We start from the raw sequence: 14,845 nt of genomic DNA on the forward strand, positions 1-14,845 counted from the left end.
TGTTGGACGACGTCGGCCCACATGACGGTGGCGCGCGAGCGGCAAGTGACCGCTGCACGGCCGCCGTCGGACCGAGTGGAGCTTGAGTCTCCCGTAGGGGGAGGCGCGCGGGTGAGGGACATGGACGGCGACACGCTCCACTCGAGCCGAAGACGCGCGCGTAGCGGGCCATGAGTGTTCACCGAGGCGCTGCGGGAGGGGTTTCGACGGGGCTCTACTGACGGGTGAGGACGTTGATCTCGGCGGCCGAGGTCCACGGGCTGCCGTTGATTTCCGACAGGGCCCGGAGCCGCACGAAGCGGCCATCGACAGCGCTGGTGAAGGCGACCTGTTTGGGGGTGGTGTCCGCGGCCCAGGTGCCCGTGGCGACCGGAGCGCCCCAGCTGGTTCCGTCGGCGCTGATGTAGATCTCGTACGCGGCTATGGTGCCGTTCTTGCTGCCGTCCTGGCGGGGTACGTACTGGAGGCCCGCGCAAGGGTACGTCTGTTTCATGTCGAGCTGGATCTCGTGCGGCGGTGCGGGGTTGGCGGCGGACCACTGGGTGTGCCAGATGGTGCCGATGACGCCGTCGAGGACGTTGACGGCCGCGCCGTTCTCGCCCGCCTTCTCCTCGCTGTCCGCGTACGTGACGGTCCAGCCCGCTCGGGAGAGGGGAGCGAGCGCGCCCCGAAGCGGGTCCGTGATGCTCGGCAGGCCGTTCTCGATGTGGCCGGCCAGGCGGCGGGCGTAGGAGGTGTCCACGGAGGTGGTGACCGTCAGGTCGTACCAGCCGTGGTCCGTGGGACAGTCGGCCCGCGCCGTGCCGGACGCGGGGACGACGACCGTCCAGGGGCCGCCGGTGAGGTACGCGCCGTCGGTGACCGTCACGGTGACGGCCGAGGAGCGCAGGTTGGTGAAGGTGAGCGTGAGCTGCGAGGCGTCCGCGGCGTAGCTGGAGGCTACCTCGACCAGCGGGGCGGATATCTTGCCGGCGAAGCGGCGGTGGAAGCCGTTCGGCCCGTACAGCGAGACGTCGAACCGGTCGTCCTTGCTGAAGTAGTCGGACAGCGGCGTCGTGGTGGTGTGCGCGCCCACGGTGTAGTGCCAGGGGCCGTCGGTGCGGATGGCGTTGGGCAGCACGGTGAAGGTGACGGCTGCGCTTCCCGTGTTGGTCATGTCGAGGTAGAAGCGGCCCTCGGCGCCACTTGTGCGGCCGACCACATTGGGCTGCCAGGGCAGGGGCCGGGCTGGTTTGGTGCCGGCTTCCTGCGTGGCGGCGACCGGGTTCGAGGGAACGCCGACGGTGTAGCAGGCGGCACCGATGGCTCCGCCCAGCGGACTGGGATCGGGCATCACGGCGGGCCAGCCGCCGGGCGACGAGAAGGTGAACACCGAGGTCAGGTCGCCGCACACGGCTCGGCGCCACGGGCTGATGTTGGTTTCGGTGAACGGCTTGCCGACCGCCGCCGACCAGGTCTCCAGGAATCGAAGGAGCGAGGTGTGGTCGAAGGTCTGGGAGCAGACGAAGCCGCCGGTGCTCCAGGGCGACACGGCGATCATCGGGACGCGCCAGCCCGGTCCGGTCGGCACGTTCTGGTGGATCTCTCCCGTGACCACGCCGTTCGCGTCGACGCCCACATTGCTCTTGCTGCCGCTCCCGCTGGCGGGCGACGGCGGGACGGGCGGCGGCACATGGTCGTAGAAGCCGCCCGCCTCGTCGTAGGTGATGATGAAGATGGTGTCTTCCCAGACGCCGTGCGGGGAGCCGTCGAAGGGCGCGTACAGAGCGTCGATGATCTTCGAGGTGAATGCCTCACCGGCCGGCGGCTTGGCCTCCGGGTGCTCCGACTCCGCGTAGTCGGCCACGATCCAGGAGACCTGCGGCAGCGTGCCCGCCACCACGTCGGCCCGCAGAGCGGCCGGAATGTCGGAGACGGTACGCATCCCACGCCGGTAGAGGTCGCTCGCGGGGTCCTGGTACTGCTCGAACCAGACGAGCGGGTTGTCGTCGAAGTTGCCGCCGTCGCCGCCGAGCGGGCCCTGCTGGTAGAACTTCCAGCTGATGCCGGCCTCCGAGAGGCGCTCCGGCGTGGTCTTCCAGGTCAGGGTGCGATTGCCCGCGTTGTAGGAGTTGTCGATCGCCACCGGGCCGCCGGGCAGCGATATGCCGTTGGTGCCGGTGAACATGTACAGGCGGTTCGGATTGGTCTGTGTGAACGACGACTTGTGGTAGTTGTCGCAGATGGTGAAGGCGTCGGCGAGCTCCCAGTAGAAGGAGAGCTCGTGACGGCCCAAGTAGCCCATCTTGACGCCGCTTTCGGACAGCAGCCACTGGTCGCATCTGCCCGCGTTCCACCACTTGTGGTCGGACGCCCAGTCCTGGCTTCCCGCGGCGACACAGAACGGCGACGTCGAGGTCCAGTTCATGCGGAACGGCTGGGTCTTCGCCGCCCCCTGGGTGAACACGGACTTGCCGTTGACCTTGAGGGCGTTGCGGTCGTTGAACCCGCGGACGCCGCGGTAGGCGCCGAAGTAGTGGTCGAACCCCCGGTTCTCCTGGCTGAGGATCACGATGTGCTTGACGTCGCCGAGCGAGGTCCCGGACGCCGCCACGGCGACCGCCGAGCGCAGTGATGCGGGCAGGAGCGTCGCGGCCGCGGTGGCGCCGGCCGCGGCGCCGAGGAACCTGCGGCGGCTGAAGCCGTTGCCCTGCGGGGTGTCGGCGATGCGGGCATCGCCTTCAGGTGCGTTGCATTCCGGTGCGTGGCCTATGGGTGCGTGGCCTTCGGGTCTGGCAGACATGTGAAGTTCCCTGGGGTCGGGTCGTTCTGCGGTCGGGGGTGGGCCAACTCGCCCGTGGATAAAGGCGAGTTGGAAGAGGTCGGTCCGGCAAGGGGATCGAACCGCTCCTGCTTGCTTCCGCTCGCCAAGACCTTGGCGCCCCCAGGTGGCTCTCGGCGGCACCTTCTCTGAACGCCATCGGAACACGAGCGCACCATCGGGCTAGACCGGTTATCTATTCGTTATCAATGGCTGCGCGGGTCCCGAACCACCACCGCCGCGCCGTTGCCAACCCGGCCTTCCCCGGAGCGGGAGCCACCCTGGCACGCCCGAATGCCAGGGCTTCGGCTCGTGGTTCAGGCGGTGCGGCGGTTGCCGTCGGTGTCGCAGGGCAGGTCGGTGCCGGGGTGGTTGGCCGTGAAGTCGCGCTCCGCCTGGTGCTGGACGTCGGTGATCGCGGTCGGTGCCACATCGATGACGCCGCCGAAGGGCCGGTCGACGTCGCGGATGATGAGCAGGGCTGTGGTCATCAGGGCGGTGATGACGATGAGGGTGATGAGCTGGCCGCGGTTGTTCTTCCTTGGCAGGCAGACGCCCAGGGCGGCGACGGTGATGACGAGGGTGGCGAGCAGGAACCAGAAGATGGTGCTGGGGATGCTGGAGCTTGCCTGGGTGAGGCGTTCGTCGCGCTCGTCGGAACGCTTGTTGTCGGCGGCGACCAGCATGCCGAAGACCGGCTGACCGACCACGTTCTTGAACGACTTGCGCAGGTCGGTCGACCACACGCTGGGCGCCGCCGATCCGTTGCCGTCGGACATCGCGGGCCACTCCTGGGCGACTACGGCACGGGCGTAGCAGGCGGCGTCGGCCTGGACGATGGCCTGTTCGGCCTTGGGGGCGTAGTCCGCGGTCTCGACGAGCTGGTCCAGGGCGCGGGCCTCGCCCCTGGAGGCGTTCTCGGCTCTGCCATAGGAGCCGTTGGCGGTGACCAGGACGAAGGACAGCAGCAGGATGGTCATCGTCAGCAGCGGGCCCACGAGGTCCTTGACCGCCATCCCCTCGGTGTCGTCGACGTTCAGCAGACGCGGCCGGAGCCAGCGGTTGGCGGCGAGGCCGGCGAGCAGGGCGAGCACGGCGACGACGATAACGAGGACCACAGGGGCCACCTCCGGAGTCTGGGAATCCCGGCGGATGGGCCGGGCTCGTGATCATTTCGACGCCGGTGCGGCCCGCGGAAGGACGGAAACGTTCCCTCGCCTCCACACGGGGGACGTCTCATCCGCCAGACGGATCAGGCGCCGTCCCGGCCGATGGACGGGTGCGCGAGCGCGCTGGACCTGGTCGAGATCACGACCGCGCTCCGGGCGGGTGGGAGCAGGACCGGGGCCGATGCGTACGGCTACAAGCAGGGCGCCCACCAGAGGGGCGCGGCTTTCGGGATCGGCCGGGACGCGGTCACCGTGGGGCGGAGATGAGCCCGAACCGGGCGACGGTCGCCCGTCAGGCCGAGCGTCCGTTCGCCGAGAAGTGCTGGTAGTCCGGCGGGCTCCAGCGGCCGCCCCAGCTCCAGCCGATCGCGCGCATCGCCGTGCTGATCGCGTCCCCCCGATGGATCATGCCCTTCTCCTGCCGCGACCGGTCCAGGAAGGCGGCGCCGGCCGGAGGGTAGACCTTCTCGTTCACATCGACGTACGGGTTCTCCAGGGTGTTGATGTCCACCGCGTCCCCGTAGGAGTGCTGCGAGACCTCGGACGGGTCGCCGGTGACCTGGCGGCAGTTGAACGCCGAGGTGTTGTCGGCGGCCATCGCCGCCTCGTCGTTGCCGTTGAACTCGGCCATCACCCGCATCTGGCGAATGGGGAACCTGGCCTGCAGAGCCTGCCCGAAGACCTGGAGCAGCGGTGCCACCGCCCGGTCGCGCACCACGAGTTCGCCCCGGTGCACCTGGCCGTCGAAACCCCAGTGGTTCAGCTGCACGAGCCGGAGCCCGGACGCCGGGACCGGGCAGCCCGGGTGCCAGCTGAGGCCCAGCTTCGCCTGCGGGACGTCGGTGACGACCGCGTCGAGCGCGTCGAGCGTGTCGAAGGCATGGCCCGGCGTCCCGGCGGGGCCCGGCGGGCGTGCCTCGGCGTCGGGGCCGGGGAGCCCGCAGAGGGACAGGGCGCACAGCGCGAGCGCGGCGACGACGGTACGGGGCCGAATCTTGATCACTGGACAGGCATAGCGCGTCCGGGTGGCCCGATGGTGCTTGCTCTCGGCGATGGTGAGGAGTGTCCGGAAACTTCCCCCGAATGCGGCGATCGTTCCCGATGGCGAGCGCTCGAAGGGGCTGGGCAGGGCTTGCGCTCGGTGGTCGGGACGGGCCCGCACGCGCCCTGCCGGTCCGGGCGCGACGTGCGACGCCCGCATCGCGCCTTCTTCCGGTGTCGCGCCGAGCGCCCGGGGCCGACGCTCCCGCGCTCTTCCCTGCCTAGTCAGATGCCCCATCCCTGGGAGCCAAGTGCACTGGATTCAGGGCGTGTTGACGCCATTCGTCCCGGCGAGTCCTTGAGGATCCGTGGTGACGCCGACCATGCTCCCGCCGTGTGAGAGCGCTCTCAGATGAGGAGTGCCGCTAGGGGAACGAGGTGTCGGCGTATGAAGGTCGGGAGATTGAGCGGGGTCGCGGCTGCCGCGGTGGTGAGTGTCGCGTTCGGCGCCGGTACGGCGCACGCCGACATACCCATCGGCCAGTCGATGTCCGGTAAGGCCACGTACTACAACGACAAGGGGTACGGCGCCTGCGGCACAGTCATCGACGCGTCGAGTCAGGACCTCGTCGCCGTGTCGCCTGCCTGGTGGACCACCGCGAATCCCAACAACGACCCGCTCTGCAGAGGGATTTCGGTCCAGGTCACCTACCAGGGCAAGACGATCAGGGTGCCCGTGCGGGACAAGTGCCTCTCCTGCGCCTCGACGCACATCGACCTCAGCCAGACCGCGTTCCGCAAGTTCGCGGCGCTGGACGTCGGCGTCCTCAACGGGGTCACCTGGAAATTCGTGAAGTAGCCCGGAACCGGAGCGAGTTCGCGCCGGATCGATCGGGAGAGGTCCGGCGGCCGGTGACGGGGCGGCCCTTCGGCACCGCATCCGGAGGAGGGGGACAGGTCGGCGCGGTCTACACGTGCGGTGGCCGGGATGCGCCGGGCGGGTCGGGCGTGCCGGGTTCGGCGGGGCGGTCGTGGGCGCGGGCGATGTGGGTCAGGTCGGTGAGCAGCGAGCCCAGCCAGGACTCGGTGGCGTAGTACAACCGGGGCGCGTCGGGCGGTTCCACGGCGAGTTCGGCGAGCGCCGGATCCAAGGGCCGCAGGACCGCCGTGGGCGTGTCGTCCCCGGGGTCGAGCGCGGCCGAGGCCAGCAGCATCCGTCCCGCCACCCGCTCGCCCAGCGCCGCGACGGAGGCGGAGGCCACCGGACCGAGCCGCGGCTGTGGCGGTTCGAGCAGCCGGGCCGAACCCCACAGGGCGTGGTGTCCGGCGATCAGGGTCGCCTGCCAGTCCACCTGGCGCGGCGCCGCGCCACGGGCCGCGCCCCCGAAGGGTGTGGGCTCGCTCTGGTACTGAGCGTACGCGGACTCGGCCAGGATGACGGCGTGTTGGAGCGAGTGGTGGCCCGGGACGGCGGGCGGCGCAGAGCCCGTGGGACCGGCCGCCGCCGTCGCTTCTTCTGCCGGCCTCGTGTCGGCGACCGCGGCCGCGGTCGCCACCGCGGTCTCGGCCGCCCTGCGCAGGAGTTCGGCCGCGGTGCGGCGCAGCTCGTCGTGGGCGCCGCGTGGCCAGGCCAGCAGGCCGAAGACGGTTCCGATGGCGCTGCCGATGAGCACGTCCAACATCCTGACCTCGGCCAAGTGCCAGGTAGGAGGCGACAGTTGGGCGAAGACCAGGGCTACGAGGACGGTGAAGAGTCCCTGCGCCCAGCCGACGCCCCTGACCGGCCCCACGGTGAAGGCGAACAGCATCCACAGGGGCAGCACCGCCGCGTACCAGCCGGTGTCGGTGCCCAACAGGATCAGTACCGCAGCGGTCACCAGAGCGCCGACGAAGGTGCCGGTGAGCGCGGTGCGTACGGTGCTCCAGGTCTCGTCCACGGTCGTACGGGTGAGGGTGAGTGTCGCCAGCATCGCCCAGAATCCGTGCGGCAGGGTGTCCAGGCCGGCCACGAGCCGGGCCGCCGTGAGGGCCAGGGCCAGCCGCACCGCGTTCTGGAAGAACACCGAACGCTGCCCGGCGTGGCCCTGGATCCGGTGCCACCACAGGGCAGGGCTCCTCAGTGACGCGTACCAGAAGCGGCCGGGCGCCGCCGTGATCGAGCGGTGCCGCCCGTGCGTGGCGAGGTCTGCTGCGGTGCCCAGGGCGAGTGCCGCGTCGGCGATCTCCAGGACGGCGGCGTGCCGTCGCAGCATCGCGGGGGAGTACGCGGGGGAGGCCGGCGCGGCGCCGGCAGGGACCGGGAGGCCGGCGGACAGGGCCGACAGGCGTGCGCGGACCGTGGAGAGGCGGGCGTAGGGCGTGACCGGTGACGGGCCCCCGCGCAGGCAGGCGGCCGTGGCTCTCGCCAGGTCCGCCACCGCCGCGAGTACGGCCGTGACCTGCGGCGGCGGGGGTGTTCGCGGAGCAGGGGGCAGCAGCGCGAGCCGGCCGAGCAGGGTGCGGGTGGCGAGGCCGGTGTGGGTGAGGGCCCGGTCGCGCGCCGAGGGCCCCGCGGGCCGTTCCGCCTCCGGGACGGTCAGCAGCCGCAGTTCCTGGCCGGCTCGTTGTGCCGCGCGGAGGCCGTCGGCCGTCAGGGCGTACGGGGGCGTGGTGAGCACGTGCGCGGTGCGGGCGGCGGTCAGCGCGGCATCGGCGGCCCGCGCCCGGTACGACGGCGGCGCGGGCTCGGGAAGGACGAGCGCTTCGACGGCGACGAACAGCAGCAGGCCGGCCGTCGTGCCGATCAGCCGCTCGGAGAGCGAGCCGGGGTCGTACGGGGGGAAGGACGGCAGGATGTAGAGCAGTTGCAGGCCGGGCGCCGCTCCGGCCGGGCGCGGCCCCCCGACGGCGGCGAAGGCCAGGGCGAACCCGATCAGCAGCATCCCGGCGACCGCGCACCAGGTCCTGACCGACAGATAGGTGCCGACCACCACGAGCAGCCAGCACACCGGCAGCGCCCGGACCACGGTGGCCGCACGCTGGCGCCCGGTGCCGGGAATGCGCGAGAGCCCGCCGACGGCGACGGCGGCGAACAGGGCGTAGGTCGCGGCGACGGGTTGGCCGAGACCGTACCGGAAGAGATAGAACCCGGCTGCGGCGGCCAGCGTCACGCGTACGGCCCGGCGGCCCGCGGCGGCATAGGCCGCCGGTGCCCGACGGGCGGGGGCACCCCACACCCCTCCAGAATCACTCATCGTCCGATGCCCGGCACCTTGTCGCGGGACCGGGCGCCGTACACCGCGGTTCGGCGGCATCCGCTCCCAGGAGCGCCGTCGCCGCGGAGGCCGGCGCGCCCACCCCTTGCGGCTACTGGCCCCTGCGCACCTTGACGCCACCGGCCAGGGCATACGAGCGCACCGTGACCACCGCGCCGCCCGGTTCGCCCGCCAGGGCGCGGCTGCGCCCGCCGAACAGAGAGAACCCCTTGACCTCGACCGTCGTACCGGCCGGAACGGTCAGGTCGACCCCTCCGAACAGGGCGAAGGCGTCGACCTCGGCAGAGGCGCCCTCGGGGCAGATCAGCTCGACGCCGCCGACGAGGGACACCTTCACCAGGCGCGTGGGACCTGCCGGGAGCGTCGCGTCGGTGTAGTCCACCGTGGCGCCGCCGACCGCGGCAACGTGCACGATGCGCTCACGCGCCGCGTAGGCACCCTGGCGCCGCAGACCGCCGAGCAGGGACACACTCCACTCGGTGCGGTGGGCGGGGGACGAGGCGTTCTTGGTGAGGTCCATGCCCAGAACGTACGTCCGTGGCGTGCCGCCTCGGCAGTGTGCACCGGCACCAACTCCGCATGACAGACGTCATGCCGCGCCGCTGGGTCAGGGGCGGCGCTCCGCGTCTCGCCGCACGTTCGCGGAACGTGGTGCCGAGGCCGCTCCGAACCGGTCGATCACGCGGAGCACGTTCACTCGAATGGCCCTATGCGGGTGGCATACGCCCTCGGTGAGGCGGAACGTCGGGCACGTCGAGACCGCCGACGCGCTGCCAAGGAGGCCGTCATGGCACAGACCGCGCCCCCGCCGGGGGGACCGTCATCCACACCTCCCCGTACCGACGACAGGCCGAGCGGCGCCCCATGGGCGAGCGGCGGCGCCGTGTTCGCCGGGGTCCTGCTGTTCGTCGACGGTGTGCTGGCCGTGCTCAACGGCATCGCCGGTATTGCCAGGGACAACGTGTACGCGCGCATCGGGGGCTACACCTACGAGTTCAGCCTGACCACCTGGGGCTGGATCCACCTGGTCATCGGCGTGCTCCTCGTGATCACCGGAGCGGGCATCCTGAAGGGCGCCGAGTGGGCCCGCGCCCTCGGTGTGGGCCTTGCCGCGCTGAGCATCGTCGCGAACTTCATCTGGCTGCCCTACCAGCCGATCTGGGCCGTCATCGCCATCGCCATCGGTGTCTTCGTGATCTGGTCGCTGCTCACGGACCGGCCGAGGGCGCCCCGCTGACCCGGTCGGGGACGCCGGGTCGCGAGGCCTGGTCCTGGCCCGCACGTTCCTGATGCTCCGACAGGAGACACCGCACCGGCCGAGGAAGGCCGGTGCGGTGTCTTCGCGTGCGAAGGCCCTGGCGGACCTGGCCGTCAAGACCGCGGGGCGCGTGCCCCGTCGGGGAGTCGGTAGCGTGTGCGGGTCGCCGTGGACGATCAGTGGCGACGTGAGACGCGGCCCCGGACTCGCGGGGCCCGGTTGATGGGGAGTGTGGCCGATGAGCAGGGATCTGGAACGGCCTGTGGTTGACGTTCCGCAGGGCAGGGCGCCGCAGCTCCTTGAGATCAAGGACCTGTGGGTGGGGGAGGGGGACGAGGCGGTCAAGGGCAGCCGGGTCTCCGTCCACTATGTCGGCGTCGCGCACTCGACGGGGCAGGAATTCGACGCCAGTTGGAACCGGGGAGAGGCGTTCGAGTTCGACCTGTTGGCCGGTCAGGTCATCAAGGGCTGGGACATGGGAGTGAAGGGGATGAAGGTCGGCGGCCGCCGTCGGCTCGTCATCCCCGCGCACCTGGGTTACGGCGACCGCGGGGCGGGGGCGGCGATCAGGCCGGGCGAAACCCTCGTCTTCGTCGTCGACCTGCTCGCGGTGAAGTAACCGCGACCGACGCGGACCTCGGCGGATGGGGCCCGCCCGCCACGGCGGCCCGGCCCCATCCGCCGGTCGCCCGCGCTTCCTGCGACACGACCGCCCGGCGCGCCCCCCGCCGGCGCGCGAGCGGCCGCGGCCCGTGCGGACCGCCGCCGGCACGGTTGGTCACTCCCGCCGTGCCGAGGAGACGCACAACTTGGGCACACCCCGGCCCATGTCATCGGGGCCATCCGTGTGGCGCAGGCGCCTCAACGCGCGGCAGTGCCGTCGGGCCGGGGCAAGGTGGCCGTGACGGGCGACTGACCGGCCCGGCAGGCGACGGCGACGAGGCGGAGCGGTATGGCGTCCGAAGAACACACGGCGGTCCACTGGCTCTTCGGAGACCAGCTCGGCCCGCACTTCGTCGACCCGGCCCGCGGTGGCCCCCACCGGAACGCGCCGCTCCTGATGATCGAGTCCCGCGCGGTCTTCCGGCGGCGGCGTTTCCACCGGGCCAAGGCACACCTGATCCTCTCGGCGATGCGCCATCGCGCGGCCGAGCTGGGCGACAGGGTGCGGTACGTCAAGGCGGACACCTATCGGCAGGGCCTGAGCCAGGCGGCGCAGGACGGGGGGATCACGGTCCACCACCCCACCTCCCACGGGGCCCTCGCCCTCGTGAGGTCGCTTCCCTCCGTACGTGTTCTGCCCGCGCGCGGCTTTCTCGTGACCCACGACGCGTTCAGGACCTGGGCGGACGGCCACGGGGGTGCCGAGCGCCTTCGCCAGGAGGACTTCTACCGGTGGGTCCGCCAGACCCACGACCTGCTGATGGAGGGCGACCACCCGGCCGGTGGCCGGTGGAACCTGGATCACGACAACCGTCAGCCGCCACCGCGTGGCGCCCGCACGCTGGACGTCCCCCCGCCCTACCGGCCGAGGGAGAGCGACATCGACGCGGAGGTGCGTGCCGATCTGGACCGCTGGTCGCGTGAGGGCGACGTCGAGTTCGTGGGCGAGGACGCTCCGCGCGGCTTCCCCGCCACCCGCCGGGAGGCCCTCGCGGCCCTGCGCCGCTTCGCCGACCGCCGCCTCGCGACCTTCGGAGCCTACGAGGACGCGGTCCTGGCCGAAGACGCGACCATGAGCCACAGCCTGCTCTCCTCCTCGCTCAACCTCGGTCTCCTGGACCCGGCCGAGTGCGTCGAACTGGCCGAGGAACGCCTGCGGTCGGGAGACGCACCCCTCAACAGCGTCGAGGGGTTCGTGCGGCAGATCGCCGGATGGCGCGAGTTCGTCTGGCACCTCTACTGGTACTTCGGCGATCGGTACCGCGGCAGCAACGTCCTGCGCCATCGTGCGCCGCTCCCCGACTGGTTCACGGAGCTGTCGCCGGCGGGGACGGAGGCGAACTGCCTCTCCCACGTCCTCGAACAGGTCAGGACCACCGGCTGGACGCATCACATCCCGCGCCTGATGATCCTGGGCAGCTTCGCGCTGCAACGGGGGTGGGAGCCACGGGCCGTGACCGACTGGTTCCACCGCAGCTTCGTCGACGGCTACGACTGGGTCATGGTGCCGAACGTCGTCGGCATGTCCCAGTACGCGGACGGCGGGCGCATGACCACCAAGCCCTACACCTCCGGCGGCGCCTACATCGACCGCATGAGCGACCTCTGCGGCCCGTGCCGGTACAAGCCGTCCGTGCGCGTCGGCGAGGACGCCTGTCCGTTCACGGCCGGGTACTGGAACCTGCTGCACCGCCACCGCGACCGGTTCGAGCGCAACGCGCGGATGACACAGGCGGTACGCGGCCTGGACCGCCTCCGGGACCTCGACGAACTCCTGGAACAGGAAGCCGCACGCGACGACTGAGGCCCCGGTGGGCGCCCGGCGTTTCCCCCGCCAGGGTCCCGGTTACGCATGGCGCATGCTTGCCTCCCGCGTCACCTGCGCGAGGAGCGTTCACGTGGCCCGACGACGACCGGCCGGGGCGCTAAGCTCCGGGCAACCGTGCCGCCTCGGGGGCGTTCGTCACGACGTCCCGCCGACCATGAAGGAGACGTGTCCGTGCTGCGCCGACCTCCCGTTCTCGCCCTCGTCACGACCGCGGTCCTGGCAGCATCCACGGCGCTCGCCGCGCCGTCGGCCGCTGCGGCTCCCGCCGCCGTGCCGACCTCCGCCGTGTACGTCACCGACGGGGCCGGCAGCTCCATCAAGGGCACCCTGCACTGGTACAACCGCTCGGCCACGTTCACCGGGACGCTGACGTCCAAGGGGTGCCGACGGGCCTGGTACAGCGTGTTCGACGGTTACGCCAACCCGCTGGGAGCCAGGAGCAGCAGCACCCACTGCAACACGGTGACCTCGGTCCCCGCCACGCTGCCCGCGGACGTCGTCGGGGGCGGCTCCTACGCCGGCGTCTGCCTCGACGACGCGAAGGGCAAGCCGATCACCTCGTGCGGGGTCTACCCGCGCCCCCACTGACCGGATCCTTCCGGCGGCCGGCGCCGTCCGCGGGGTCGGCCGGCGAGCGGAACGGCCGTCAGGCCATGGGGCGCAGGCGCGCGGGGACCGCGGAATTGGCCGACGGGTACGCGACGGCCGGCGAACTGCCCTTACGCCACTGCTTCCAGGTCAGGTTCCAGTCGCCGTACCCGTTGTCGAAAGCGGTCATGGGAGTGCCGTAACCGCGCACGACGTCGACGATGTCGCCGGGGCGGACCGTGTTGAAGAACCAGGCGGCGTCGTCCGTGGACATGCCGGTGCAGCCGTGGCTGACGTCCTCGGAGCCCTGGGATTCCAGGGACCAGGGAGCGGCGTGGACGTACTCGCCGCTCCAGGTCAGGCGCGTGGCGTACGAGACCGGAAGGTCGTAGAAGTCGCTGGTGCCACGGGCGATGCCGATGGAATCGCCCCGCATCCGCACCGCGCGCTCCTTGCCCAGGACCACCTTGATGCCTCCGCGCGTGCGGAATCCCTGCTTGCCGGTGGTCACGGCGATCGTCCTGACCGTGCGGCCGTTGCGCTTCACGGTCATCTCGTGCGCCGCGACGTCGGTGACGGCTTCGATCCGGTCCCCGGTGGTGAGGGTGAGCGGCTCGGACGCCCCGCCGTACAGCGAGTCCGTCACATGAACCCGGTCGAGGCCGCTGCGCACCTGGATCGTGGCGTGGGCGGGCCAGTACGTCCGCGGGCGGTAGTGCAGCGTGCTGTCGTCCACCCAGTGCCAGGCGCCCTGCACCGAGGGCTGCGAGGTGACTTGGAGGGACCGTTCGACGAGCCTTCGTGCCTGGGGGTCGTCGGCCGGGACCGGCCGGGACAGTTCGGCCACCACGGGCTGTCCCACTCCGTAGACCCCGGCCGTAGGACCGAAGGTGGCCGTGAGCCGGCTGCCCGGCCGTGGCCGCGCGGTCGCCAGGGCCCAACTGGCCTGCCCCGCGGTGCCGTCCTGGTCCTCGGCAGTGGCCCGGATCCGGTAGTGGGTACCGGCGCGCAGCGGAGCCGTACTGTGCCAGCAGGCACCGTCCTCACTGATCCGTCCTGCCAGGTGCCGCCCCAGGGTGTCAATGACGCTCACGTCCGTGAGCCGGCCGTCCGCGCGCAGCCTGATTGTCAGCGCATCGGCCGCATCCGCCACTTCGGCGGCATCGGCGGCATCGGCGGTCCCGGTCGCTTCCGGCGCTTCGGCCGAGGGAGCGGCTCCGGTCGTTCCGGTCGACGAGGTCCTCGCCCCGGAGCCCAAGTCGGCGCGCTGGAGCAGCAGTTGGCGCCGGTCGGAGTCGTCGCTCCGGTGCAGCCGGTTCTCGTCCCAGAAGCCCGTGGTCGAGCAGGAGCCCACGGGACAACTCCCGGCGCACCGCCCGCCCGTGGGCTCCTTGCCCATCAGAGCCTCCAGCGCCGAATCCGCCAGGAGGGGGACGGTCGAGGGCGCAGGGCGCGACGAGGCGGGCATGGGCGCCGCGGCAGCCATCGTCATGGCGCTCGCCGCGGCGAGCGCCATGCTCCAGTTCCTGACCCGGGGTCTCACCGTGTGGCCTCCCAAGCATCGACAGCGGGGTGGCGTCATCAGAGCAGACCTCAGGAAAGATCATATGACCGCGCCGTCGACGATGACCCCGAACGGGTGCAGGGGACCGCCCGGTTGCACCAACCGTCGCGGCCGGGATGTGCGGCTCGGGCCGTGGTCAGGCCAGCAGCTTGGTCTTGGCCTGCTGGAACTCCTCCGGGGTGATGTCGCCCTTGTCCTTGAGCGCCGCGAGCCTGCTCAGCTCGTCCACCGAACTCGGAACGCTCCCGGAGCCCGCCGCCTTCTGGATGTACTCACGCACGGCTTCCTCGTTCTCCCTGACCTGCGCCACGTGCCGTTCGCCCATGCCTTTGCCCCGGACGATCAGATACACGAAGACGCCCAGGTAGGGCAGTACGAGCACCAGGATCAGCCATCCCGCCTTGCCCCAGCCGCTGAGGCTGTGGTCCCGGAAGATGTCCGTGACCACCTTGAACAGCAGGAAGAACCACATGACCCACAGGAAGAGCCACAACATGGTCCAGAACAGGTTGAGAAGGGGATAGTCGTCCATGCTCCACTCCGATCATGGATGTCCTCCCTCATTCATACAGTCGGAGCAACGAGGCCGCACGTCGGACGGCTGCGCCGCACGTTGGAGCGGCACACCCGCAGCACGTCGGCACTGCGCCTGCACACGGCGGGAGAACCGCAGTCCGGCGGCCGGTCTTCGTGTTGCGTTCGGCCGCGACCGGGCATAGCGATGGAGCTGTGCGTGCCCG

At 71.3% G+C, this 14,845-nt stretch carries 12 protein-coding genes; 5 read left to right on the top strand and 7 right to left on the bottom strand.

Going from position 1 to position 14,845, the window contains the following annotated elements; all coding sequences use genetic code 11:
- Positions 1–214: 214 nt before the first annotated feature.
- The 3 genes from OOJ98_RS15140 to OOJ98_RS15150 all read right to left on the bottom strand — a co-directional run bounded on the left by OOJ98_RS15140 (position 215) and on the right by OOJ98_RS15150 (position 4,972).
- Positions 215–2,782, bottom strand: a complete 2,568-nt coding sequence (locus OOJ98_RS15140; RefSeq protein WP_267055206.1) for a phosphocholine-specific phospholipase C — start codon at positions 2,780–2,782, stop codon at positions 215–217.
- A 335-nt stretch (positions 2,783–3,117) separates the two neighbouring features.
- The gene (locus OOJ98_RS15145) at positions 3,118–3,918 is read right to left on the bottom strand and encodes a DUF4239 domain-containing protein (RefSeq protein ID WP_267055207.1); all 801 of its coding nucleotides are present in this window, start codon (positions 3,916–3,918) and stop codon (positions 3,118–3,120) included.
- Positions 3,919–4,261: 343 nt separating this feature from the next.
- The gene (locus OOJ98_RS15150; RefSeq protein WP_267055208.1) at positions 4,262–4,972 is read right to left on the bottom strand and encodes a M15 family metallopeptidase; all 711 of its coding nucleotides are present in this window, start codon (positions 4,970–4,972) and stop codon (positions 4,262–4,264) included.
- 426 nt (positions 4,973–5,398) lie between these two features.
- Between OOJ98_RS15150 and OOJ98_RS15155 the strand changes: the two genes are divergently transcribed.
- Entirely contained in the window at positions 5,399–5,809 is a 411-nt protein-coding gene (locus tag OOJ98_RS15155; RefSeq protein WP_267055209.1) for a cysteine/serine endopeptidase inhibitor, read from the top strand.
- A 109-nt stretch (positions 5,810–5,918) separates the two neighbouring features.
- Here the strand turns inward: OOJ98_RS15155 and OOJ98_RS15160 are convergent, their stop codons facing one another.
- Positions 5,919–8,183 (bottom strand): FUSC family protein, encoded by a 2,265-nt coding sequence (locus OOJ98_RS15160; RefSeq protein WP_267055210.1) that lies wholly within the window; start codon positions 8,181–8,183, stop codon positions 5,919–5,921.
- 112 nt (positions 8,184–8,295) lie between these two features.
- Positions 8,296–8,724, bottom strand: coding sequence for a hypothetical protein (locus tag OOJ98_RS15165; protein WP_267055211.1), 429 nt, complete (start codon positions 8,722–8,724; stop codon positions 8,296–8,298).
- 267 nt (positions 8,725–8,991) lie between these two features.
- On the opposite strand from OOJ98_RS15165, the gene OOJ98_RS15170 reads away from it, so the two are divergent.
- The 4 genes from OOJ98_RS15170 to OOJ98_RS15185 all read left to right on the top strand — a co-directional run bounded on the left by OOJ98_RS15170 (position 8,992) and on the right by OOJ98_RS15185 (position 12,541).
- Positions 8,992–9,441 carry a hypothetical protein gene (locus OOJ98_RS15170; RefSeq protein WP_267055212.1) on the top strand — a complete coding sequence of 150 codons (450 nt, stop codon included), beginning with the start codon at positions 8,992–8,994 and terminating at the stop codon, positions 9,439–9,441.
- Between the two features lie 259 nt (positions 9,442–9,700).
- Positions 9,701–10,081 (top strand): FKBP-type peptidyl-prolyl cis-trans isomerase, encoded by a 381-nt coding sequence (locus OOJ98_RS15175; RefSeq protein WP_267055213.1) that lies wholly within the window; start codon positions 9,701–9,703, stop codon positions 10,079–10,081.
- Positions 10,082–10,414: 333 nt separating this feature from the next.
- Complete coding sequence (locus OOJ98_RS15180) at positions 10,415–11,929, top strand: cryptochrome/photolyase family protein (protein ID WP_267055214.1); 1,515 nt, start codon at positions 10,415–10,417, stop codon at positions 11,927–11,929.
- Positions 11,930–12,124: 195 nt separating this feature from the next.
- Positions 12,125–12,541, top strand: a complete 417-nt coding sequence (locus OOJ98_RS15185) for a hypothetical protein (protein ID WP_267055215.1) — start codon at positions 12,125–12,127, stop codon at positions 12,539–12,541.
- Between the two features lie 58 nt (positions 12,542–12,599).
- Here OOJ98_RS15185 and OOJ98_RS15190 read toward each other — a convergent pair whose 3' ends face one another.
- Positions 12,600–14,057 (bottom strand): Ig-like domain-containing protein, encoded by a 1,458-nt coding sequence (locus OOJ98_RS15190; RefSeq protein ID WP_267055216.1) that lies wholly within the window; start codon positions 14,055–14,057, stop codon positions 12,600–12,602.
- 184 nt (positions 14,058–14,241) lie between these two features.
- A complete protein-coding gene (locus OOJ98_RS15195; protein WP_267055217.1) occupies positions 14,242–14,637 on the bottom strand; it encodes an SHOCT domain-containing protein in 396 nt (131 codons plus the stop codon).
- Between the last annotated feature and the right edge of the window lie 208 nt (positions 14,638–14,845).

Source organism: Streptomyces sp. NBC_00083, assembly GCF_026343295.1.
GTDB lineage: Bacteria > Actinomycetota > Actinomycetes > Streptomycetales > Streptomycetaceae > Streptomyces.